Annotated in this window: 21 protein-coding genes; 9 read left to right on the top strand and 12 right to left on the bottom strand. The window is 69.1% G+C overall.

Features of this window, described 5'->3' with window-relative positions:
• Nucleotides 1–18: 18 nt before the first annotated feature.
• The 6 genes from ilvC to BLW00_RS18015 form a co-directional block, all read right to left on the bottom strand.
• The gene (gene ilvC / locus BLW00_RS18040; protein ID WP_092556781.1) at nt 19–1,044 is read right to left on the bottom strand and encodes a ketol-acid reductoisomerase; all 1,026 of its coding nucleotides are present in this window, start codon (nt 1,042–1,044) and stop codon (nt 19–21) included.
• A 32-nt stretch (nt 1,045–1,076) separates the two neighbouring features.
• The gene (gene ilvN, locus BLW00_RS18035) at nt 1,077–1,586 is read right to left on the bottom strand and encodes an acetolactate synthase small subunit (RefSeq protein ID WP_092556779.1); all 510 of its coding nucleotides are present in this window, start codon (nt 1,584–1,586) and stop codon (nt 1,077–1,079) included.
• 3 nt (nt 1,587–1,589) lie between these two features.
• Complete coding sequence (locus tag BLW00_RS18030) at nt 1,590–3,395, bottom strand: acetolactate synthase large subunit (RefSeq protein WP_092556777.1); 1,806 nt, start codon at nt 3,393–3,395, stop codon at nt 1,590–1,592.
• Nucleotides 3,396–3,435: 40 nt separating this feature from the next.
• Nucleotides 3,436–5,130 (bottom strand): dihydroxy-acid dehydratase, encoded by a 1,695-nt coding sequence (gene ilvD / locus BLW00_RS18025; protein WP_092556775.1) that lies wholly within the window; start codon nt 5,128–5,130, stop codon nt 3,436–3,438.
• A 66-nt stretch (nt 5,131–5,196) separates the two neighbouring features.
• The gene (gene otsB, locus BLW00_RS18020) at nt 5,197–6,087 is read right to left on the bottom strand and encodes a trehalose-phosphatase (RefSeq protein ID WP_092556773.1); all 891 of its coding nucleotides are present in this window, start codon (nt 6,085–6,087) and stop codon (nt 5,197–5,199) included.
• Nucleotides 6,084–7,685 (bottom strand): alpha,alpha-trehalose-phosphate synthase (UDP-forming), encoded by a 1,602-nt coding sequence (locus BLW00_RS18015; protein ID WP_092556771.1) that lies wholly within the window; start codon nt 7,683–7,685, stop codon nt 6,084–6,086. The genes otsB and BLW00_RS18015 overlap by 4 nt, the downstream gene beginning before the upstream one ends.
• Nucleotides 7,686–7,826: 141 nt before the next feature.
• Between BLW00_RS18015 and BLW00_RS18010 the strand changes: the two genes are divergently transcribed.
• Entirely contained in the window at nt 7,827–8,021 is a 195-nt protein-coding gene (locus BLW00_RS18010; protein ID WP_092556769.1) for a hypothetical protein, read from the top strand.
• Nucleotides 8,022–8,402: a hypothetical protein gene (locus BLW00_RS18005; protein WP_092556767.1), complete on the top strand. Its 381-nt coding sequence runs from the start codon at nt 8,022–8,024 to the stop codon at nt 8,400–8,402. It begins immediately after the preceding gene.
• Here BLW00_RS18005 and BLW00_RS18000 read toward each other — a convergent pair whose 3' ends face one another.
• Nucleotides 8,403–9,572: a mechanosensitive ion channel family protein gene (locus tag BLW00_RS18000; RefSeq protein ID WP_092556765.1), complete on the bottom strand. Its 1,170-nt coding sequence runs from the start codon at nt 9,570–9,572 to the stop codon at nt 8,403–8,405.
• Between the two features lie 160 nt (nt 9,573–9,732).
• On the opposite strand from BLW00_RS18000, the gene BLW00_RS23570 reads away from it, so the two are divergent.
• Nucleotides 9,733–10,278, top strand: a complete 546-nt coding sequence (locus BLW00_RS23570) for a hypothetical protein (protein ID WP_092556763.1) — start codon at nt 9,733–9,735, stop codon at nt 10,276–10,278.
• 51 nt (nt 10,279–10,329) lie between these two features.
• On the opposite strand, the gene BLW00_RS17990 is transcribed toward BLW00_RS23570, so the two are convergent.
• Both BLW00_RS17990 and BLW00_RS17985 read right to left on the bottom strand, forming a co-directional pair.
• Nucleotides 10,330–11,706, bottom strand: coding sequence for a glucose-6-phosphate dehydrogenase (locus BLW00_RS17990; RefSeq protein WP_175494359.1), 1,377 nt, complete (start codon nt 11,704–11,706; stop codon nt 10,330–10,332).
• Between the two features lie 285 nt (nt 11,707–11,991).
• A complete protein-coding gene (locus BLW00_RS17985; protein ID WP_092556759.1) occupies nt 11,992–14,682 on the bottom strand; it encodes a helix-turn-helix transcriptional regulator in 2,691 nt (896 codons plus the stop codon).
• Between the two features lie 243 nt (nt 14,683–14,925).
• On the opposite strand from BLW00_RS17985, the gene BLW00_RS17980 reads away from it, so the two are divergent.
• From BLW00_RS17980 to BLW00_RS17955, 6 genes are all read left to right on the top strand, one after another.
• The gene (locus tag BLW00_RS17980) at nt 14,926–15,486 is read left to right on the top strand and encodes a TetR/AcrR family transcriptional regulator (protein WP_092556757.1); all 561 of its coding nucleotides are present in this window, start codon (nt 14,926–14,928) and stop codon (nt 15,484–15,486) included.
• A gap of 95 nt (nt 15,487–15,581) precedes the next feature.
• Nucleotides 15,582–17,054 carry an MFS transporter gene (locus BLW00_RS17975; protein ID WP_092556755.1) on the top strand — a complete coding sequence of 491 codons (1,473 nt, stop codon included), beginning with the start codon at nt 15,582–15,584 and terminating at the stop codon, nt 17,052–17,054.
• Nucleotides 17,051–17,338: a hypothetical protein gene (locus tag BLW00_RS17970; RefSeq protein ID WP_092556753.1), complete on the top strand. Its 288-nt coding sequence runs from the start codon at nt 17,051–17,053 to the stop codon at nt 17,336–17,338. The genes BLW00_RS17975 and BLW00_RS17970 overlap by 4 nt, the downstream gene beginning before the upstream one ends.
• A 173-nt stretch (nt 17,339–17,511) precedes the next feature.
• On the top strand, nt 17,512–18,426 hold the full coding sequence (locus BLW00_RS17965) for a universal stress protein (RefSeq protein ID WP_175494358.1): 915 nt from the start codon (nt 17,512–17,514) through the stop codon (nt 18,424–18,426).
• Entirely contained in the window at nt 18,423–19,094 is a 672-nt protein-coding gene (locus BLW00_RS17960) for a phosphoribosyltransferase (protein WP_092556749.1), read from the top strand. Before BLW00_RS17965 ends, BLW00_RS17960 begins: the two co-directional genes overlap by 4 nt.
• A complete protein-coding gene (locus BLW00_RS17955) occupies nt 19,091–20,392 on the top strand; it encodes an erythromycin esterase family protein (RefSeq protein ID WP_092556747.1) in 1,302 nt (433 codons plus the stop codon). Before BLW00_RS17960 ends, BLW00_RS17955 begins: the two co-directional genes overlap by 4 nt.
• 68 nt (nt 20,393–20,460) lie before the next feature.
• Here BLW00_RS17955 and BLW00_RS17950 read toward each other — a convergent pair whose 3' ends face one another.
• From BLW00_RS17950 to BLW00_RS17940, 3 genes are read right to left on the bottom strand one after another with little or no spacing between them, the layout of a single operon-like run.
• On the bottom strand, nt 20,461–20,661 hold the full coding sequence (locus BLW00_RS17950; RefSeq protein WP_092556745.1) for a hypothetical protein: 201 nt from the start codon (nt 20,659–20,661) through the stop codon (nt 20,461–20,463).
• Entirely contained in the window at nt 20,661–21,152 is a 492-nt protein-coding gene (locus tag BLW00_RS17945) for a pyridoxamine 5'-phosphate oxidase family protein (RefSeq protein WP_092556743.1), read from the bottom strand. Before BLW00_RS17945 ends, BLW00_RS17950 begins: the two co-directional genes overlap by 1 nt.
• A 24-nt stretch (nt 21,153–21,176) precedes the next feature.
• Nucleotides 21,177–21,860: a BON domain-containing protein gene (locus tag BLW00_RS17940; protein ID WP_092556741.1), complete on the bottom strand. Its 684-nt coding sequence runs from the start codon at nt 21,858–21,860 to the stop codon at nt 21,177–21,179.
• Nucleotides 21,861–21,879 lie beyond the last annotated feature (19 nt).

Genomic DNA, 21,879 nt, shown 5'->3' with positions numbered 1-21,879 from the left:
CTTCGTGATGCGGAGAGGTCAGCGCGCGGCGGACCCGTCGGTGTAGTCGGCGTCCTGCTGCTTCCACGCGAAGAGAGCGCGGAGCTCCTTGCCGGTGGCCTCGATGGGGTGCGCGGCACCCTTCTCGCGGAGGGCGAGGAACTCGGGGGCTCCGGCGTCCTGGTCGTCGATGAAGCGCTTCGCGAACGCGCCCGACTGGATGTCGGCGAGCACGGCCTGCATGTTCTCCTTCACGTGCGGGTCGATGACGCGCGGGCCGGAGACGTAGTCGCCGTACTCGGCCGTGTCGGAGACCGACCAGCGCTGCTTGGCGATTCCGCCCTCCCACATCAGGTCGACGATCAGCTTCAGCTCGTGCAGCACCTCGAAGTAGGCGATCTGCGGCTGGTAGCCCGCCTCGGTGAGGGTCTCGAAGCCGTACTGCACCAGCTGCGAGACGCCACCGCAGAGCACGGCCTGCTCGCCGAACAGGTCGGTCTCGGTCTCTTCGGTGAAGGTGGTCTTGATGCCGCCGGCGCGGAGGCCGCCGATGCCCTTGGCGTAGCTCCAGGCGAGGTCCCACGCCGAACCGGTCGCATCCTTCTCGACGGCGACGATGACGGGAACACCGCGGCCCGCCTCGTACTCGCGGCGCACGGTGTGACCCGGGCCCTTGGGGGCGACCATGATCACGTCGACGCCCTCGGGCGCCTGGATGTAGCCGAAGCGGATGTTGAAGCCGTGGCCGAACACGAGGGTCTTGCCCTCGGTGAGGTTGGGCTGGATGTCCTGCGCGTAGATGCCGCGCTGGTGCTGGTCGGGCGCGAGGATGACGATCACATCGGCCCAGGCGGTGGCCTCGGCGACGGAGAGGACGGTGAAGCCCGCTTCCTCGGCCTTGGCGGTCGACTTCGACCCCTCCTTGAGCGCGACGACGACCTCGACGCCGGAGTCGCGAAGGTTCAGCGCGTGGGCGTGGCCCTGCGAGCCGTAGCCGATGACGGCCACCTTCTTGGACTGGATCAGGGACAGGTCGGCGTCCTGGTCATAGAAGATCTCGGTCACGTGTGTTTTCTCCTTGTTAGTGGGGCTTGTGGTCAGTTCTTGAAGACGCGCTCGGTGATGCTCTTTCCGCCACGGCCGATCGCGAGCAGGCCCGACTGGGCGAGCTCCTTGATGCCGTAGGGCTCGAGCACCCGGAGGAACGCCTGGGTCTTGCCGGAGTCGCCGGTGACCTCGATCACGAAAGCGTCGCTCGAGACGTCGACGACGCGGGCCCGGAAGAGGTTCACGGCCTCGAGCACCTGCGAGCGTGTGGTGTTGTCGACGCGCACCTTGATGAGCAGGTGCTCCCGCTGCACGGCCTGCGAGGGGTCGAGCTCCACGATCTTGATGACGTTGATCAGCTTGTTCAGCTGCTTCGTCACCTGCTCGAGCGGGAGGTCTTCGACGTCGACCACCACCGTGATGCGTGAGAGTCCGTCGATCTCCGAGTGGCCCACCGCGAGCGACTCGATGTTGAAGCCACGACGGGCGAACAGACCGGCGACGCGGGTCAGCAGACCCGGCTTGTCCTCGACGAGGAGGCTCAGAACGTGAGTGCTCATGGTCTACTCCTCTTCCCACTCGGGGGCGTGCTCTTTGGCGTACTGCACGAAACTGTTGCTGACCCCCTGCGGCACCATGGGCCAGACCATGGCATCGGCCGAGACGATGAAGTCGATCACGACGGGGCGGTCGTTCGTCTCCAGCGCCAGCTTGATGGCCGCGTCGACCTCCTCGACCTTGGTGACCCGGATGCCCAGAGCGCCATACGCGTCAGCCATCTTCACGAAGTCGGGAACCATTTGCGTCTCGTGCCCGGTGTTGAGGTCGGTGAACGAGTGGCGGCCGTCGTAGAACAGCGTCTGCCACTGGCGCACCATGCCGAGCGAGGAGTTGTTGATGATCGCGACCTTGATCGGGATCTTGTTGATCGTGCAGGTGGCGAGCTCCTGATTGGTCATCTGGAAGCATCCGTCGCCGTCGATCGCCCAGACCGTGCGCTCGGGCTCGGCCACCTTGGCCCCCATGGCGGCCGGAACCGCATACCCCATGGTGCCGGCGCCGCCGGAGTTCAGCCAGGAGTGCGGGCGTTCGTACTTGATGAACTGGGCGGCCCACATCTGGTGCTGCCCGACGCCCGCGGCGTACGTGGCCTCGGGGCCGGTGAGCTCACCGATCCGCTTGATGACGTACTGCGGGGCGAGCAGACCGTCGGTGGGCTCGGAGTAGCCGAGCGGGAACTCCTTCTGCAGCCCGTGCAGGTAGTTCCACCACTCGTCGAGGTCGAGCTTCTCGGATCCGGCCGCGTCGGCATAGGCCTTGATCAGGTCGGCGATGACCTCTTTCGCGTCGCCCACGATCGGCACGTCGGCCACGCGGATCTTGGAGATCTCGGCGGGATCGACATCGACGTGCACCACCTTGGCGTGGGGCGCGAACTCGCTCGCCTTGCCGGTGACGCGGTCGTCGAAGCGGGCGCCGAGCGAGATGAGCAGGTCGCTCTCCTGCAGGGCGAGCACCGCGGGCACCGTGCCGTGCATGCCGGGCATGCCGAGGTGCTGCGGGTGTGAATCGGGGAAGGCGCCGCGTGCCATCAGCGTGGTGACGACGGGCACGCCGGTGGCTTCGGCGAGCCGGGCCAGCTCGGCCGTGGCCTCGGCGCGGATGACGCCGCCACCCACGTAGAAGACCGGCTTCTTCGACTCGAGAAGCAGCTGGGCAGCGGCCTGGATCTGCTTGCCGTGCGCCTTCGTGATGGGCCGGTAGCCGGGCAGGTCGATCTTCGGCGGCCAGACGAAAGGCGCCAGGTTCTGCTGGGCGTCTTTCGTGATGTCGACGAGCACGGGGCCAGGGCGCCCGGTCGACGCGATCTGGTAGGCCGCCGCGATCGTGGCCGGCACCTCTTCGGCGGTCTTGACCAGGAAGGAGTGCTTCGTGATCGGCATCGTGATGCCGACGATGTCGGCCTCTTGGAAGGCATCCGTACCCATCAGGTGCGAGAACACCTGACCCGTGATGGCCAGCAGCGGCACCGAGTCCATGTAGGCGTCGGCGATGGCGGTGACGAGGTTGGTGGCGCCCGGGCCGCTGGTGGCGATCGCCACGCCGACCTTGCCGGTGGCGGCCGCGTAGCCCTCGGCGGCGTGGCCGGCGCCCTGCTCGTGGCGCACGAGGATGTGGCGGATGTCGTCTTGCGTCATCAACTCGTCGTAGAACGGGATGATGGCGCCGCCCGGCAGACCGAAGACGTCGGTGACGCCGAGGTTCTTGAGCGAGCGGAGTACGGCACCGGAGCCGGTGAGCATTTCGGGCTCGGAGCTGGGTGGAGCCGGAGTCTTCTTGGTCGGCACGGGGAAAGCATCCGTGGTCATGTAGTGTCCTAAATTCGAGCGCGGGTGAGGGATGCGCGAACTACCCGGTGATCGCGCCCTCCGCGGCGGAGTGCACGAGCTTGGAGTACTTCGCGAGAACGCCACGGGTATAGCGCGGAGGAAGTGGAGCCCAGCCATCTCGGCGAGCTGCTAGCTCAGCGGGTTCGACAAGTAGGTCGAGCGAGCGAGCTGCGATATCGACCCGTATTAGATCACCATCGCGCACGAAGGCGATGGGACCTGCGTCCACCGCTTCGGGTGCTATGTGGCCGATACACAGTCCGGTTGTGCCGCCTGAGAATCTGCCGTCGGTCAATAGTAGTACATCCTTTCCGAGGCCTGCGCCCTTGATGGCCGCCGTGATGGCGAGCATCTCGCGCATTCCCGGACCACCCTTCGGACCCTCGTAGCGGATGACCACGACGTCGCCGGCGTTGATGCGGCCCTCGGTGAGCGCATCCATCGCCGCCCGCTCGCGCTCGAAGACGCGCGCCGGGCCCTCGAAGACGTCGGCGTCGAAGCCGGCCGACTTCACCACGGCGCCCTCGGGGGCCATGGTTCCGGTGAGCACGGTGAGCCCGCCCGACTTGTGGATCGGGTTCGACAGCGGCCGCAGCACCTCGCCGTCGAGCGGCGCGATGTCCATCTCGGCGAGGTTCTCCTCGATGGTCTTGCCGGTGACCGTCATCGCGTCGCCGTGCAGGAGTCCCTCGTCGAGCAGCGCCTTCATGACGGCCGGCACACCGCCGTGGCGATCGACGTCGTTCATCACGAAGCGACCGAAGGGCTTGAGGTCGCCGATGTGCGGCACCTTGTCGCCGATCTTGTTGAAGTCGGCCAGCGTGAGCTCGACCTCGGCCTCGGCCGCGATGGCGAGCAGGTGCAGCACGAGGTTGGTCGACCCGCCGAAGGCCATGCCCACGGCGATCGCGTTCTCGAGCGACTTCTTGGTGATGATGTCGCGGGCCGTGAGGCCGAGGCGCAGCATGTTCACCACGGCCTCACCCGAGCGGTGCGCGAAGTAGTCGCGACGACGATCGGCTGCGGCCGGCGACGCCGAGCCGGGGAGGCTCATGCCCATCGCTTCGGCCGCGCTGGCCATGGTGTTCGCGGTGTACATGCCGCCGCAGGAACCTTCACCCGGCGCGAAGGCGCACTCGATGCGGTGCGCGTCTTCCATCGACATCCGGCCGGCCCGCACGGCGCCGACGGCCTCGAAGGAGTCGATGATGGTGATGTCTTTCTCCGTGCCGTCGGAGAGCTTGACCCAGCCGGGGGCGATCGATCCGGCGTAGAGGAACACCGACGCGAGGTCGAGGCGCGCCGCTGCCATCAGCATGCCGGGGAGCGACTTGTCGCAGCCGGCCAGCAGCACCGACCCGTCGAGGCGCTCGGCCATCATGACGGTCTCGACCGAGTCGGCGATGACCTCGCGCGACACCAGAGAGAAGTGCATGCCCTCGTGGCCCATCGAGATGCCGTCGGACACCGAGATGGTGCCGAACTGCAGGGGGTAGCCGCCACCGGCGTGCACGCCCTCCTTCGACGCCCGGGCGAGCCGCTCGAGCGAGAGGTTGCACGGCGTGATCTCGTTCCACGAGCTCGCGATGCCGATCTGGGGCTTCTCCCAGTCTCCGTCGCCCATTCCGACGCCGCGGAGCATTCCGCGCGAGGTGAGGGCTTCGATTCCGTCGGTGACGGTGCGGCTCCGTGGCTTGATGTCTATTTCCGGCATGTTACGAGTTTAGAACCGGCGGAGGGGTGCTCCGGCACGCGGGGCCGGGCTGTGGACGGCGCACGCTCAGAGCCGTGCTGTGGAGGAGTCGCCACCGCGGAAGTCGGCCAGCAGCGCGAGAACGGATGCGACCTCCCGCGGCCCTTCGACGCGGTGTTCGGCGATCGTGCGCCCCGACCCGCTCTTCAGCCCGAAGTCGTTCGGGCCGAGCACCGCGAAGGCGTCTTCGTCGGTGACGTCGTCGCCCGCGTAGAACACCGAAGTCGCCCGCACGTACTCCTTCAGATGCAGCAGCGCCTCGCCTTTGGTGGTGTTGCGCACCGAGAACTCCAGCACGTTCTTGCCCTCGCGCACCGTGAGCCCCTCCACCTCGGAATGCGCCTCGTCGAGCGCCACCATGTGCGCCAGGCGGCTGTCGGCCTCGGTCGCGAGCCGGGTGTGCAGGGCGAATCCGGCCGGCTTCGACTCGATCCAGACGTTCTCGATCGAGTCGGCGACGCCCTCGAGCACCTCGCTCAGCGCATCCACTTGTTCGAGCTCGACGGTGTCGAGGGTGAGCTGGGTCGGGCCGTCGAGACGGATCTCCACCCCGTGCGACCCCACGAGGAGCACCTCGTCGGGCAGGTCACTCACCTGCTCGAGGCTCTCCATCGCCCGCCCGGAGACCAGGGCGACCCGGGTGGCGGGCAGCGCGATCAGGCGCAACAGGGCCTCCCGCGCCTCGGGCAGGGCACGGGCGCGGCTCGGTTCGTCGACCTCGGGGGCGAGTGTTCCGTCGAAGTCGATGGCCACCAGCAGCCGCTCGGCCGAGGCCAGCCGGTGCAGGCCGTCGAGCAGTTCGCGCTCGACCGGCCCGCTGGTGGACTCGAGCAGATCGGCGTCGGCACGCGCATCAGGAGCGGCGTGCTCGCGCTCGTGCCGGATCGGTCCGGTCGGATTCGGCGACGTGATGCTCATCGAGCCTCCTCCGTCGCGCGCTCTTCGGCGCGAGCTTCGGCACGGGCCGCCCGATCGTCACGCGAGCGCCCCTGGCCCGGTCGCGCGTTGGCCTTCGGCAGCGCCAGGTCGTGCGAAGGCGTGGCGAGGGCGGCCAGGAACGACGACGACCAGCGCGCCACGTCGTTCTCCTGCACCCGCTTGCGCATGGCTCGCATCCGCCGCGCCCGCTCGCTCCTCGGCATCTGCTTGGCCTGCAGGATGGCCTCTTTCAGCCCTTCGATGTCGTGCGGATTCACGCGCAGGGCCGTTCTCAGTTCGTCGGAGGCGCCGGCGAACTCGCTCAGCACCAGCACGCCGTCGTTGTCGAAACGGGTGGCGACGTACTCCTTCGCCACGAGGTTCATGCCGTCGCGGAGCGCCGTGACGAGCATGACGTCGGCCGCGAGGTACAGCGCCACCATCTCCTCGCGCGGGTAGCCGTGGTGCAGGTAGCTGATCGCCGTGTGACTGATGGTGGAGTAGTCGCCGTTGATGCGCCCGACGGTCAGCTCGATCTCGTCGCGCAGCTTCTGGTAGGTGCGCACGCGCTCGCGGCTGGGGCTCGCCACCTGCACGAGGGTGACCTCCTCGACGTCGAGGTCGCCGTCGGCCAGCAATTCGCCGAAGGCCTTGAGCCGGTGTCCGATGCCCTTGGTGTAGTCGAGGCGGTCGACGCCGAGCATGACCACGTCGGGATTGCCGAGACCATTCCGGATCTCGATCGCACGGGCCTGGATGTCGGGCCGGTGAGCCAGCTCCTCGTAGCTGGCGGCGTCGATCGAGATCGGGAAGGCCTTGGCCACCACCGTGCGCACCAGCTTGTCGTCGCGAACCGTCGAGATGCGGTGCTTCGCGCTCGCGACCTCCGACTCGGCCTCGACCGGCACGTCGATGACCGTGCCCTTCGACTGGTAGCCCAGCAGCCGCCGCACCGCGCGCGAGAAATTGCCCGCGTCGGCGGTGCGCTGGAAGCCGATGACATCGGCGCCGAGCAGACCCTCGATGATCTGCGTGCGCCACGGCAGCTGGGAGTAGATGCCGTATGCCGGAAAAGGAATGTGATTGAAGAAGCCGATGGTGAGATCGGGGCGCTGTTCACGGAGCATCCGCGGAACCAGCTGGAGCTGGTAGTCCTGCACCCAGACGGTGCCGCCCTCGGCCGAGACCTCGGCGGCCCGATCGGCGAAGCGCTGGTTCACGACCACGTAGCTCTCCCACCACTCCCGGTGATATGCCGGAGGAGCGATGACGTCGTGATAGAGCGGCCAGAGCGTGTCGTTCGAGAAGCCCTCGTAGTACAGCTCGATCTCGGCGCCCGAGAGGGCCACCGGGATGAGGTGGATGCCGTCGTTCTCGAAGGGATCGGCTTCGTCGTCGGCCGTGCCCGTCCAGCCGATCCAGGCTCCGTCGGCATCGCGCATCACCGGTTCCAGCGCCGTGACCAGGCCACCGGGCGAGGTGCGGAAGGTCGAATTCCCGTCCGCATCGACCACGCGGTCGACCGGGAGCCGGTTCGAGACGACGACGAAGGGGAACTCGCCGAACTGCGATGTGGATGGGCTGTCTGAGGAGGGCATGAGTCCGTTCGGCTGAGTCGGGCCGCGGATCGGATGGGAACGAATACAGCCCGGAATTCCAGGGTCGAGTCTATCAGGGCAGGTGCCGAAGCGGCGGCGAGCGGTAGCGTAGAGGCAACGAGCGAAGAGGACGGGGACAGTGTGCGCAAGTACATCCTGAACGGCAGCATCATCAGCGCGGCGATCGGCGCCTTCTCCGCCATCCAGGCCACGCGCAAGGGTCCGCGCGACTGGCGCCTCATCCTGATGTGGGTCAGTTGGGGCATCACGGTGGCGCTCGCGATCGGCAGCGTGCTGCAGCAAGACGAAGACGCCCGCGAGCTCGAGGAGTCCTAGGTGTTCCATCCCGGAGGCGGTCTGCTGCCGATCCTGTTCGGCATCCTCTCGAGCGTGATCTCCGTCGTCGCGGCCGCGATCGTCTTCATCGTGGTGCTCGGGGTGCTCTTCCTGCTCGTGCGGTTCCTCTGGTTCGGCACCCGGGCAGCGCAGGTCTACCTCGTGAAGAACGGGGAATCCGGGAGCTTCACCTGGCCGATCCGCCCGGTGGGCGATCCGGCGTCGGCACGGGCGGAGACGGATGAGGCGCCGCCGCAACCCCCGGCAGAACCGGGCACCGAGCCGCCCACGGCCACCGCTGCCACCCCTCCCCTGCCCGAGAACGCCGCCCCGGTGCCGCCGCGGGCTCCGCGCAAGCCGAAGGCGCCGCCGGTCTCCTGATCACCGGGCGTCGTCGTCGCCGCGCGTCTCGATCGGGCCGGTGAACATGCTCGCCCGCCCTTCCGCATCGCGGTCGCCGTGGAACAGGCCCGAGGCATCCGGTTCGCCGGCCCGCGGCGGATGCGACACGTCCTTCTCCTCCTCCACCACGCGCACCCGGGTGCGCGGGATCGACTGCGGACTCGAACGGTAGAGCCACGCGATCATCTCCTCCCGCACGAAGCAACGCAGGTCGAACAGCGTCGGTGCATCGACCGCGGTGACGAGGATGCGCACCCGCACGAATCCGCCGACGGCGTCGGTCACCTGCAGCACCGAGACCCGCTCGTCCCAGAGCTCGGTGCGGGCGAGGATGCGCGCCAGCTCGGCCCGCATCTCCCCCGGCGTCACCCGCCAGTCGAGGTCGAACTCCACCGAACCGAGCAGCTCCGAGGTGCGCCTGGTCCAGTTCTGGAACGGCTGCGAGGTGAAGTAGGTGCTCGGCAGCACCATCCGCCGGTCGTCCCAGATGTGCACCACGACGTAGGTGAGCGTGATCTCCTCGATCCGCCCCCATTCGTTCTCGACGATCACCACGTCGTCGACCCGGATGGCATCGCTGAACGCGATCTGCATGCCGGCGAACACGTTCGCGAGAGTCGACTGGGCGGCGAGGCCGGCGATGATCGACACGATCCCGGCCGAGGCGAGCACGCTCGCCCCCACCGCCTGGGCACCCGGGAAGGTGAGCAGGATGGCGCCGATCGCGAGCACGATCACAGCGGCCATCGCGAGCCGCCGCAGGATCAGCACCTGCGTGCGCGCCCGTCGCGCGATGCGATTGTCGGGCCGGTCGATGCGGTAGCGCTCGAGCGCAACGTCTTCCGCGAACAGCGCGAGGCCGCACAGAAGCCAGGCGCCGGCAGCGATGGACAGGATCAGGAAGGCCTGGTCGACGGCCGGCAACCAGTCGGTGGCCGGAAGGGTCATCGCCACGCCGGTCCAGAGCAGCAGCACCACCAGAACGATGCGGAACGGGATGCGCGCCCGGCGCACGAGAGCACCGGGCCACTGCTTGCGACGGCCCGCGAGTCGCACCACGAGAGCGACGAGCGCGGTCACCGCGATGGCGACCAGGAGGGCGAGCACGGCGGCTATCGCGAACGTGATCCAGGTTCTTTCGACGGACATGGGTGCCTTCCCGCGCCGCGGTCGCGACGGATGGATTCGCGGTTGGGTGAATTTACACCCTAATCAGCCCATTGGATGCCGCAACCCGGCGTGTCGATTGGCTCCGGTCAACCTCCAGCACGCACACTGTTCACACGACGGGGTTGCGGAGGGAGTTGCGATGATCGGCTGGAGACGGCGTGCGAAAGAGGCACGGGAGAGCACGATCAGCCAGGAGCGCCAGTACGAACTCGTCAGCCAGACCCTGATGGAGAACTTCGGACCGCTCGGATCGTTCGCGATCACCCGCCGGAGCGCCTCCGACACCGACGACATCTTCCACACCGCGCTGGCCAAGTCGGTCGCCCACGACATCGTCGCCAACCTCGCCGAGCACGGCATCACCATGAAGTCGAACGGGCACGGAACCATCGCACCGCTCGCGCCTGTCGAAACCGTTCCCGTGCCCCGTCAGCTGGCCCGCGCCGTCGCTTCGGCCACCGCCCGGGTCGCTCCGGTCGCCGCTCTCGCCCCGGCCGCGCCGGCCGCGCCGGCCGTCCCTGCCTATCCGACGGTGGCCGCCGGCGTCGCCATCGGCGCCGCGCCGATGATCGACGGGCCCGACCCGCGCGACGACGACGCTCTCCGCGCCCTCGTCGCCCATCATGCCGAGGTCACCGACGTGGTCACCCAGCGTCAGGCCGAGGCCCGCTCCATCGCGATCTGAGGTCGCCTGAGGGGGCGGCCTGCTCGGCCGGCACCACCCTCGACCGGGTGGTCAGCCCACCGGCTTCCAGTCGTCGGGCCCCTCGGTGCCCGCCGCGTATTCCTCGAGCGGCACCTCGTCGGCGCGCCAGGCGGCGATCACGGGGGCCAGGATGCGCCAGCCTTCCACGGCGGAGTCGCCGCGCACGCTGAGTGTCGGATCGCCGTCGAGGATGCCCGCGAGCACTTCGCGGTAGGCCAGCAGCTGGCCGTCGCCAAAGGTGGCGTCGAGGCTCACGCGCTCGAGTTCATACGGATCGCCGGGTCCGTTGATGTCGAGTTCGAGTGACATCGCATCAGGCGCCAGGTAGATGCGCAGCACCGTGGGCTGGTTGGCGCCGGTGAGACCGACCGGAAGCTGCTGCGCGGGTTTGAAGGTCACCACGATCTCACGGCGGCGCTGGCCGATGGCCTTGCCGGAGCGCAGCGTGATGGGCACGCCCTTCCAGCGCCAGGTGGAGATCTCGAGCGCGACCTCGGCGAGCGTCTCGGTCTCCCGAGCCGGATCGACGCCGTTCTCGGCGGCGTAGCTCGGCATCTCGCGCCCGTCGATACTTCCGGCGGTGTAGCGGGCACGACGGCTCGACGCCTTCGGATCGTCGCCCCAGAGGCGGGTGGCGCGGAGCACCAGCTCCTTGGCGTCACGCAAGTCGTCTTGCCCGAGGGTCGACGGCGGCTCCATGGCGAGCACGGCCATCACCTGCAGCAGGTGGCTCTGGATCATGTCGATCAGCGCACCGGCCTTGTCGTAGTACCCGGCGCGACCCTCCAGGCCCAGCTGCTCGTCGTAGACGACGGCGATCTCGGCGATGTGCTCCGAGTTCCAGACGGGCTCGAAGATGCGGTTCGCGAACCGCAGGCCGAGGATGTTGAACACCGTCGAGCGGCCGAGGAAGTGGTCGACCCGGTGGATCTGGTTCTCCGGCACGAGCTTCGCGAGTTCGGCGTTCAGCGCTTGGGCCGTCGGTACGTCCATGCCGAAGGGCTTCTCGAGGGCGAGCGTCAGCCCCGGCGGGAACTCCACCTTCTGCAGCGTCGTGACGACCTGCGCCGCGACGGCCGGCGGCAGGGCGAAGTAGATGGCGGGGTTGCCGCCGGCCATGCCGAGCACCTTCGTGAGGTCGGCGACATCCGTCACGTCGGCCTTGACATAGCGGGTCTGCGCAAGGAGGGCGTCGACGCAGGCTCCGTCGGCCGACGCCTCGCCGAAGGAGTTCGTGACGAGCTTGCGCCACTCCTCATCCGTCCAGTCGGCACTGCCGACGCCGATCAGGTCGAGCCGGCGGTTCGGCTGATCGGACAGCAACTGTCCGAGTCCGGGAAGAAGGAGCCGTGCGGTGAGATCTCCGCTGGCGCCGAAGATGAGGAGCGTGTCGACCCGTTGCGTCATACCAGTCACAGTAGCCCAGCGCAGCGAATCGGATCGGACCCAGCGCAGCGAATCGGATTAGACCCAGCGCAGCGAATTGGATTGGACCGAGCGCAGCGAATTGGATTGGAACAGAGGCGGCCACCCGAAGGCCGCCCCTGTTCCGAGACCATCACGCGGGCGCTGCCGGCGAGGAGCTGACGAGTGAACCTCGGGCGAGGGAACTGCGCCGCACATTGCAGATGATCTGGCTTACGCCATGAGCAATTGTCCGTCACCCCAGACCGACCCTCCCGTGAGTATTTTCTACTTGTTTCCGGATGCCGCTGCATCCACGCCGTAGCCCTCGTAGGAGCCGTCGAGTCGGAGTTCGCTCAGTTCGGCCGAGAGTTCACGGCGCCCGGTGATGCCGAGCTTGCGGTAGATGCGGGCGAGGTGGTTGTCGACCGTGCGCACCGAGATGCCGAACTCGGAGGCCAGTTCCGCACTCGTGCGATGAGCGGCCGCGCCGCAGGCCAGCTGCCACTCGCGGTCGGTCAGTGGAGTGACCCGTGGCTGCGCGGAGCGACGGTTCGACATCGCGACCCCGGCCCGCACGGTCCACGAATCAGCGAGTCGATGGGCGAGAGACGCGCGCACCAGATCGCCGTTCGAGTTGTCGGCCGCCCAGCGCGCGGCGTCGATCGCCGGGCCGAGCAGCCCTGCTTCGGCGAGTTCCTTGGCGATCGGCAGCACGTCGTAGCGCGCGATCACGGCGCGGGCATGCGACTCGGCAAGCGGGAAGGCGTGCCGCGCGGCGAGCAGATGCGGCAGCATCACCGTGGCGCCGACAACCGGCTCGATGCGGACGGCCTCGTAGGCCACGAGGGCCGCGAGGTAGAGGTGACCGCCGTCGACCGCCTTGTGCAGTGCCGGGCCCATGCTCCGGATGGCGAAACCCGGGCGCCCCGACGCCGCAGAGACCCAGGCGCGAGCGAGTGCGGCGTACACCTCGGCCTTCGGATCGACGATCTCCGCCGCAGCCAGCTGGTCGAGCCAGCTCCGCGCGATGGCGAACCGCCCGGTTCGCGCGGCCACCGCCGCCGAGAGCGCGTCGGCCGTGGGGAGGAGGCCTGCGATGTCGCACCAGACCAGGTCGCGGCGCCCCTCGGTGATCAGCTTCCAGGCGCGTGCCGGCGAGCCACCGTGCAGCTCGATGATCGCGAGCACGACCTTCCAGATGCCACGGGCGCTCGGGTTGCTCCTCTCCGCCCGGGCGAGGTTGCGGCGGGCCGCCGTGCGCGCCTCCGTGAAACGGCTGGTGAACGAGAGCACGAGCACCTCGGAGAGTTCGAGCAGGTCGCGAGCGTTCGGCAGCACCTCCCGGAAACGGTCGCATTCGGCGAGCCCTCTGGCGACCGCCTCGCCCGCGAGCGTGAGGTTGCCGCCCATGGTCTGGAGCGTCGCGGTCATGATCAGGAGGTTGAGGTCTCCCGGCGTCTCGACGGGCCCGAGCAGGGCCAGTTGCTCGACACCGAGCGGGATCCCCTGCCCAGACATCAGCCTCCACTTCGCGAGGTCGGATTCGAGGAGGGCGCGGTCGCGCTCGTCGAGCCGATGCAGAACGGACTCCCCGCGCGATACGGCGACGTCCGGCCGGAGTTCCCGGAAGGCGAGGTGGTTCCCCTCGGCCTGGGCGAGCGCGGCGATGAACGTGCGATCCGCCACCTCACCTTCGCTGTTCACGGCTGCCCAGGCCGCGGCGAAGTGCTCCGACGCCTCCCGGGCCCGCCCGATCTGCGAGAGCGCCTGCGCGGCGACGTATTCACCGGCGGCGCGCAACGCCGCATCGGCTCCGGCGGCTCGGCTCGCGTGCTCCCCGAGCGTGATCGCCGTGGTGTACCGACGCTCGCTCAACTCCCGGTGCGCGAGATCGATGAGCGGTTGCGGGGCGAGCGCGTGCCCCACTTTCAACTGCAACAAGGCACGCCGCACCCGGTGCTCCGGATAGCCGTCGAGCATGTCGATACCCGCGGCCCGGAATCCGTCTTGCGCGTAGTCCGAGACGGTCGGGAGCAGCACCGACCGGTAGAGCGGATGCGCGAGCTCGACCCAGGCCCGCCCGTCTCGAACGCGAGCGACCACGAACCCTGCCGCCTCGGCGCGCTGAGCGCCGCGTTCCGAGACACCGGAGGTTCCCGCCTGCTCCACCGGGAGCTCGCCCACGACGGCCAGGAGGGTGACGACGTCGAGCACGGGAGGGGAGGCCACCAGCGGATTCGCCGGCAACGAGGCGATCAGCCCTTCGGACACCGCGGGCCAGCGCTCGTTCCAGGCACCGGAGTCGTCGGCGAGATCGCAGATGCCGACGGATGCTTCGATCAGCTCGGAGAGGGTGCGCGTGCTCCCAGAGGCGAGACGCACCATCTCGTCGGCCGCCGCGGCGCCGATGCTCGTGCCCAGTCGGTCCTTCACCATGGCGCAGGCGTCTGCGCGACCGAGCGACGGGAGTTCGATCTGGATGCTCGCGTGGCGGATGAGTCGCGCCGCCGGCAGGTTCTGGCCGTCGGCGGCCGGCTTCGTCGCACGAGCGACGACCATGGCGGCGACCCCCGCGCGTGCCACCTGCTCCAGCACGCCGAGAGTGGTGAGGTCGAGGTGCTCGGCGTCGTCGACGACCACCACCGCCTCCGGGCGGTTGACGGCGCGGTGGAACTCGACAATGGCGTTGCTCTCGCCGCCGGCCGGGAGCGCCGACAGGACGGGAGCGAGCGCTCCGAGCGACACCGCGCTGAGGTCGGGATCCCCGCGCACGACGTGAACCGTGCGCTCGGCATCGATCGCCGCGACGAGTGCGTCGACGAAGGCGGTGCGCCCCACGCCCGGCGCGCCACCGACGACCACGAACGGCCGCGGCCCGCTGCGCTCGAGTGCGAGTCGGGCCTGGTTGAACAGGCGATCCCGGCCACGGAGCAGGTGGCCGCCGGGAATCTGGGGAACGTTCTTACGCTGTGACATGATCGGTGCTTTCTCTTCACGCCGTGAGGACAGGTCGCGGCATCTCGGGGCGAGAGCGGAGCCGTCCGGTCGAGACGGCATGAGTAGGTTTTACTCACTAATCGGGGTGAAATTTGCGATCGTGATCGGGAATACGTAGTCCGACGACGCTCAATACGTAGCCGGGCGGGTCCGGCGCCATCGGCGAGCCCCGGTCAAGCCGCCCATTTGCCTCGAGACGGGAGTGAGTGTACAGTCACTCACATGACCCCTCGACCTTCCGTCCTCTCCACGGCCGACGCCCGACGCACGACTGTCATCTCGGCCGCGCTCAGCGAATTCGCACTCACGGGCTATCTCGGAACCACCGTCGCGTCGATCGCCCAGCGCGCCGACATCTCGCCGGCCTATGTCTTCAAGCTGTTCCCGGGCAAGGAGCCCCTCTTCGTCGCCGCCCTCGAGGAGTGCTTCGAGCAGATCGTCGAAGCCCTGGAAGGAGGTGCCGCTTCCGCCGACGAGCAGACCCCCGCCGGCGTGCTCGACGCGATGGGCGCCGCATACGCCCACTTGATCGCCGACCGCCGCCTGCTCATGCTGCAGGTGCACGCCCAGTCGGCGGCCGAGGTGCCGGAGATCGGCGCCGCACTCCGCCGGGGTCTGGCGAAGATCACGCTCTTCGCGAAGACCCGCTCCGGCGCGAGCGATGACGACGTGCAACGGTTCATCGCCTTCGGGCAGCTCTGCCACCTGATCGTGACCACCGGAATCGAAGACGACGGATCGGCCTGGGCGGCCATCCTGAACCGGGGCATCCGGCACCCCTGACCCCACCGCCCTCGCCGCGCAGAACCCATCCGCTCGGCGAGTTCTTCTGCCCAGATCAGTGACTGATCAGTCACACACTCAACGAAAGGACCATCATGACCGACACCTCGATCTCCGCACCTCCCGTCGGATCCTCATCCGGCGCTCCCTCCCGGAGCCGCCGGCGCTGGCTCGCCCTCGGCGTGCTCGCACTGGCGCAATTCCTCGTCGTGCTCGACGCCTCCATCGTCAACATCGCCCTCCCCTCGCTCGGCGCGCAGCTCGCACTGGACACGGCCGCCCTCAGCTGGGTGATCACCGCCTACGTGCTGCCGTTCGGCGGGCTGCTGCTGCTCGGCGGCCGGCTCGCCGACCGTTACGGTCATCGCCGGTTGTTCCTGATCGGATCGGCCGGATTCGTGGGCGCATCGGCACTGGCCGGCTTCGCGCTCTCGGGCGAGATGCTGTTCGCGGCGCGCGCCCTGCAAGGCGCCTCCGCGGCCCTGCTCGCACCGGCGTCGCTCGCGCTCGTCACCCAGCTCTTCCCCCTCGCCCAGGACCGCGCCAAGGCGCTCGGCATCTGGGGCGCGGTCGCCGGCATCGGCAGTGCGGCGGGCGTGCTGCTCGGCGGGGTGCTCACCGCGGCGTTCGGCTGGCAGGCCGTGTTCTTCGTGAACGTGCCGATCGGCGTCGCCGTGCTCCTGTTCGTGCCGCGCCTGGTCACCCGCGACCCCGAATCGACGGGAACACGTCTCGACTACCCGGGGGCGGCCACCATCACCGGCGGGCTCGTGGCCCTGGTCGGGGCGCTCACCGCCTTCGAGCAGCTCGGAGTCGCGCATCCGGTCACCATCGCGCTCGCGGGCGCCGCGGTGGCTCTGATCGTCGCGTTCGTGCTGATCGAACGCCGCTCCCCCGCGCCGCTGGTGTCGTTCTCGATCTTCTCGAATCGCTCGGTGACGGCGGGGAACGTCGCGATCCTCCTGATGGGTGCCGCGATGACGGCCCTGTTCTTCGCGTTCTCCGTCTACACCCAGGCCGTGCTGCACTACGACGCGCTGACGGCAGGGCTCAGCCAGCTGCCGCTCGCCGGCGCGCTGGTGGCCGTCGCGGGCGTCGTGCCCACCGTGATCGGCCGGATCGGCACCCGGGTCACCCTCGTCGGTTCCCTCGCCGTGGTGGCGGGAGGCCTGGTCTGGCTGGCGGCGGCCCCGGCATCCGCGGTCTTCGTGGTCGATCTGCTCGGCCCCACCGTGTTGCTCGGCATCGGCCTCGGCGGCGCCTTCGTCTCGGGCACCCAGCTCGCCGTGCACGGCGTGCGGCCGGCGGATGCGGGACTCGCTGGAGGACTGGTCAACACGAGTCAGCAGATCGGCAGCGCCGTCGGCCTTGCCCTGCTCTCGACGCTCGCGGCCACCCGCACCGAGGGCCTCGTACGCTCCGGGATGGCAGCTCCGGAGGCGTTGACGGCCGGGTTCTCCTGGGTGTTCCTCGGCGCGGCCGTGCTCGCGGTCGCCGCCGGCCTCGCCGTGCTCCTCATCCGCGAGGCTGGCCCGGAACGGCTCGCACGCACTACCGTGGAGGGGTGACAGCCCGTCTGGCCCATCTCGTGCTCGCGCTCCGCATCGCCTACCTGGTGGGAGCGGGTCTGTTCCTCTTCGACGTGGTGCTCGCGTTCGGCGGCCCGGCGATCATCGCCTCGGTGTTCCACGGCTCGGATGAGGGCGGGCTCGAGACCCTCACCTCCTGGATCGCGGTCATCGCCTTCACCTTCGCGGCGATCGGTGCGGTGATCACGGTCGCAGCCACCTCCGACCGCTCGGCACCGGCTCCCCTCGCGGAAGACGCGGACACGGTCGATCCGGTTCTGTGATCGTGGGCGCCCGTCGCGCTGAGACGGAGCTGGTCGCGCTTCGGCCCTGATCGGAAGAACGCGGGATGAGGTCCCGTGGCGGAACCGCCACGGGACCTTCGCCCCTTGCCGCTGCCGACCACCAGCGAGAACCTGTGCGGGAGACGCAGCGATCCGGAGAGAAGGTGGGAGCGATGACTCGACGAACGGTGGTCGCCTGGAACGACTCCGTCGAGAGTCGCACCGCGCTGGCGTGGGCGGCCGACCGGGCGGGGCACGCTCCGGCCGGACAGGAAGTCGTGCTCGTGCGCGTGCTCGACGAGGTGAGTCTGATTCCCGGCACCACGATCGGCCCCGAGGACTTCGACGCCGCCCGGCGGAACGTCGACGACGCGGCGCGGCTGATGGCTCGCGAACGACCTGACGCCCGGGTCTCGAGCCAGATCGTGATCGGCGACGTGCTCAACGCGCTCCGCCGGTACACCGATCCGGAGACCCTCGTCGTCGTCGGAACCCAAGCGCGGACGTATCCGCATTTCCGTTTCGCCTGGTCGATCGGAGCCCGCCTCGCCGCCACGGCCCTCGGCCCGGTGGCCATCGTTCCGCGTCACGTCACCGGTGACCGCTCGACCGTCGTCGCCGGAATCGACGGCTCCGCCACCTCGACCAGGGCGGCCCTGTTCGCAGCAGCCGAAGCGCGACTCCGCGGTGTTCCGCTCCACCTCCTGCATGTCTGGCTGGAGCCGCCGGTCTGGCAGGCCGACTACGCCTATGACGACGACAGCCTCACGATCCTCTCCCGCGACCACGAGACCATCGTGCGCGACACCGCGCGCGTGGTGGAACGGAACTTCCCGGATCTCGCGGTCACCGCGGAAACGGTGCGCGGCCCCACCGCGCGAACCCTTCTCGACGCCTCTCCGCTGCCGGAGCTCGTGGTGGTCGGATGCCGCAGCCGCAGCGCGATGAACCGCCTCGTGCTGGGATCGGCCAGCCACGAACTCGTGCTCAACCTCGACGTGCCTGTCATCGTGGTCAGCGACCGGGTGCACGACTTCCCCGTCGAGAACGAACCCGCCACCGCGCAGACGGCCGGGGGCCCCTCATGAACCGGTTCCGTGATCGTCGGGACGCCGGGCGGAGGCTCGGTGCGCGTCTGGACCGTTTCCGTGGCCGCGACGTCATCGTGCTGGGGTTGCCGCGGGGTGGAGTCCCCGTCGCCGCGGAGGTCGCAGCGATGCTCGACGCCCCGCTGGACGTGATCCTCGTGCGCAAGCTCGGGCTTCCGTTCCAGCCCGAGGTGGCCATGGGCGCCATCGCCGAGGGCGGCATCCGCTACCTCGACCAGGACCTCATCCGCAACTGCGGCGTCACCGACCCGGAACTCGCCGAGGTCGAAGCCGCGGAGTGGCGCGTGCTCGAAGCCCGCGAGGCCGCGCTGCGACCTGGCCGTCGGCGACTGGCCCTCGCCGGGCGCACCGTCATCATCGTCGACGACGGCATCGCGACCGGAGCGACCGCGCGGGTCGCGTGCCGCGCCGCCCGCGACCTCGGCGCGGCGCACATCGTGCTCGCAGCTCCGGTCGCGTCCGGCGACACCCTCGCCACGATCGTCGAGGCCGACGAGATCGTGTGCGTCAGCACGCCCACCGTCTTCCGAGCGGTCGGCGAGCACTACGAGCACTTCGGGCAGACCACCGACGCCGAAGTCGTGGCAGCCCTCGACGAGGCGGTCTCGAGAATCTCCGGACGACACCCTGAAGGAAGACGACCATGACCGGCAACCCCGACACCCACACCCACGCCCTGCTCGCCGACATCCGCTCCCGCGCTCGGCCGCTCGAGGACCCCGGGCTCCTCCGGCAGGCCTCGCAGAGCACCCTCGTGTGCATCGGCGAAGCCTCGCACGGCACCCACGAGTTCTACCGGTGGCGAGCCGAGTTCACGAAGAGCCTGGTGCGCGATCACGGATTCCGCTGGATCGGCGTCGAAGGGGACTGGCCCGACTGCGCGCGCATCAACCGGTGGCTGCACGACCTCGATGGCACCGATCGCGACGCCCGCGCCGAACTCGCCTCCTTCGAACGGTGGCCCACCTGGCTGTGGGCCAACGCCGATGTGGCCGACTTCCTCGACTGGCTCCGTGACCTCAACCGCTCCCGGTCCGCTGCGGACAAGGTGTCGTTCTACGGCCTCGACGTGTACTCGCTCTGGGACTCGCTCGCCCGGATCATGGACTGGCTCTCCCGCAACGCCCCCGAAGCCCTCGAGGAGGCGGAACGGGCCTGGGCGTGCTTCCTCCCCTTCCATCAGGACCCGCAAGCGTACGGATGGGCGACGCGGCTGGTGCCGGAATCCTGCGAAGACGAGGTCACCTCCCTGCTCACCGCCGTACTCCTCAGCACCGCCGGCGACTCCGACGAGGATGCCTTCGATGCGGTGCAGAACGCGCACGTCGCCGCCGGCGCGGAGGAGTACTACCGGGCCATGATGCGCGGCGACCGCGATTCCTGGAACGTGCGCGACATCCACATGACCGACACCATCGACCGCATCCGGCAACACCACGGCACGGGTGCCCGCGGTGTCGTGTGGGAGCACAACACCCACGTCGGCGATGCCCGGGCCACCGACATGGCGGCCGGCGGTCTGGTCAATGTGGGACAACTCCTGCGGCAGCGTCATCCCGGGCCGGAGGTGTTCCTGATCGGCCAGGCGTGCAGCTACGGCACCGTTCTGGCGGCCGACGCGTGGGGGGTGCCCGAGACGGTGCGAGTCGTGCCCGTCGCCCGGCCGAACAGCCACGAGGACCTCCTCGGCCGCGCTCTGCAGAGCGATGCCGTGTTGTCGTTCGTCGATGATCCAGCAGGTCCCTGGCTCGGCGAACGACGCGGGCACCGAGCCATCGGGGTCGTCTATCGGCCGGAGGCCGAGCTCGGCAACTACGTGCCGACCGTGATGGGCGAGCGCTACGACGCTCTGGTGTGGTTCAAGAAGACCTCCGCGCTCCGGCCTCTGCACCACGAAGCCCCACCCGTGGAACCGGAGTTCGAGACCGCGCCGAGCGGCTTCTGAGCCGGCCTGGGTTCGGAACGAAGTCGTCTACCACTGGCTCGACGGCATCTTCGGCCGCGCCCCGGGCCTCAGGCGCCGATCGCCCCCAGCACGTGGAAGACGACATAGGCCGGCCAGACGATCGCTTGGAGGAGCCCCAGGATGACTCCCCAGAACGATCCGTCCGACGTGGAGATGAAATAGATCGCTGCTCCCACGTAGGCGATCAGGAAGACGAATCCCCAGGAGCCGTCGCGCACGATCACCCGGCCCCGGCCGTCGGTGGCCATCAGTCGTCTCCCTCGTCGACCGACGCAACCGATCGAACGGATGCCTCCGCGTGCGGAACAGCGCGGAATCGGATCCCGGTCACCGTGCGGGGCGTGATGCGGAAGTAGTTCCACTTCTCCGTGCCGGTCAGGGTCGGGAGGTCCTGGACTCCAGAAGCCTCGATCTCCGTGTCGACGTCGAGTCGACGCGCGTCTCCCCGCACGACGACGCTCCACCGCTTCCGCGCGGCGGTGCCGTCGGTCTCCAGGGCGACGCCCGGGTGCTCCGTGAGACTCACGATCTTCGTTCCTGGAGCGCTCCGGAAGAAGACGGCCCCGTCGTTCACGAGGTAGTTGATCGGGAAGATGTCCGCTCCGCGGTCGTCGACGACGGCGAGCCGGGCGATCTCGTTCGAACGGAGGAGCTCCCAGCATTCGGTCATGTCGAGGGATTCGACCGTGCTGGGCGCGGCCTCCGGCCGGGGCGTCAGGAAGTACGGGTTGTCGGTCATCGTGGAGGGTCCGTTCTGCTCGGTTCAGATGAGGTCGGGGATGACGCGGATGTTGTTCCGGACCGCGCGAACGGCCGGGTGCGCGGCGGCGACGCGCGACGCGGTGAGCCGCTGGGCGACCGTCGAGACGATGCCGCCGAGCCGCACCTCCCCGTCGTGCACGTTGACGCTGATCTTCCCCACGTCGAGCCCGCTCTGCCGCCGCAGCGCGGAGACGACCTGGTCCTGAAGATCGGGCGGGCACGGGCGCGGGGTCACGACGATCTCGTCGGTGACGCCGACCACATGCTCGAGAGATCCCACGAAGCGTTCGACGGAGCGCCGTTGCCAGTCCGCTTCGACCATTCCCGTCAGCAGGACCCGTCCGTGCACCACTTCCGCCCGGATGTTCTGGCCGATCGCAGCGGCGTGCCACCGCAGCGCGGCGTCGACCCGTTTCGCGAGCTCGGCGTCGCTGAGGGTGGTCGTGCCGGGTGGCTGCACCACGATCTCATCGATGACGGTGACGACACCGGACACCGACTGAGCGGCTCGGACGGCGGCTCGGCGTTCACCCAGAGTCGACACGGTTCCGGTGAGCAGGACGATGCCGTCGGAGACGGTCACGGACACGTGACGGGCATCGACATTCGGTCGCCAAGCCAGCTCGGCCCCGACCGCATCCTGCACGGCGATGTCGTGCCTGGTCGGCGTTACGGTGAGAGACACGGTCGTTCTCCTTCGGTTC

Source organism: Herbiconiux ginsengi, assembly GCF_900107435.1.
GTDB classification, from domain to species: Bacteria; Actinomycetota; Actinomycetes; order Actinomycetales; family Microbacteriaceae; genus Herbiconiux; species Herbiconiux ginsengi.
The sequence above is the reverse complement of the archived record's forward strand: the minus strand, read 5'-3'. Positions and strand labels throughout refer to the sequence as shown.

Excerpts from the sequence above, each read along its gene's own strand:
- BLW00_RS18000 (WP_092556765.1), bottom strand. The coding sequence starts at position 9,572 with ATGTCCGTCGAAAGAACCTGGATCACGTTCGCGATAGCCGCCGTGCTC.
- ilvN (WP_092556779.1), bottom strand. The coding sequence starts at position 1,586 with ATGAGCACTCACGTTCTGAGCCTCCTCGTCGAGGACAAGCCGGGTCTG.
- BLW00_RS17980 (WP_092556757.1), top strand. The coding sequence starts at position 14,926 with ATGACCCCTCGACCTTCCGTCCTCTCCACGGCCGACGCCCGACGCACG.
- BLW00_RS17965 (WP_175494358.1), top strand. The coding sequence starts at position 17,512 with ATGACTCGACGAACGGTGGTCGCCTGGAACGACTCCGTCGAGAGTCGC.
- BLW00_RS17990 (WP_175494359.1), bottom strand. The coding sequence starts at position 11,706 with ATGACGCAACGGGTCGACACGCTCCTCATCTTCGGCGCCAGCGGAGAT.
- otsB (WP_092556773.1), bottom strand. The coding sequence starts at position 6,087 with ATGAGCATCACGTCGCCGAATCCGACCGGACCGATCCGGCACGAGCGC.
- BLW00_RS17985 (WP_092556759.1), bottom strand. The coding sequence starts at position 14,682 with ATGTCACAGCGTAAGAACGTTCCCCAGATTCCCGGCGGCCACCTGCTC.
- ilvD (WP_092556775.1), bottom strand. The coding sequence starts at position 5,130 with ATGCCGGAAATAGACATCAAGCCACGGAGCCGCACCGTCACCGACGGA.
- BLW00_RS17955 (WP_092556747.1), top strand. The coding sequence starts at position 19,091 with ATGACCGGCAACCCCGACACCCACACCCACGCCCTGCTCGCCGACATC.
- BLW00_RS17950 (WP_092556745.1), bottom strand. The coding sequence starts at position 20,661 with ATGGCCACCGACGGCCGGGGCCGGGTGATCGTGCGCGACGGCTCCTGG.
- BLW00_RS17945 (WP_092556743.1), bottom strand. The coding sequence starts at position 21,152 with ATGACCGACAACCCGTACTTCCTGACGCCCCGGCCGGAGGCCGCGCCC.
- BLW00_RS17960 (WP_092556749.1), top strand. The coding sequence starts at position 18,423 with ATGAACCGGTTCCGTGATCGTCGGGACGCCGGGCGGAGGCTCGGTGCG.
- BLW00_RS18030 (WP_092556777.1), bottom strand. The coding sequence starts at position 3,395 with ATGACCACGGATGCTTTCCCCGTGCCGACCAAGAAGACTCCGGCTCCA.
- BLW00_RS17975 (WP_092556755.1), top strand. The coding sequence starts at position 15,582 with ATGACCGACACCTCGATCTCCGCACCTCCCGTCGGATCCTCATCCGGC.
- BLW00_RS18015 (WP_092556771.1), bottom strand. The coding sequence starts at position 7,685 with ATGCCCTCCTCAGACAGCCCATCCACATCGCAGTTCGGCGAGTTCCCC.
- BLW00_RS23570 (WP_092556763.1), top strand. The coding sequence starts at position 9,733 with ATGATCGGCTGGAGACGGCGTGCGAAAGAGGCACGGGAGAGCACGATC.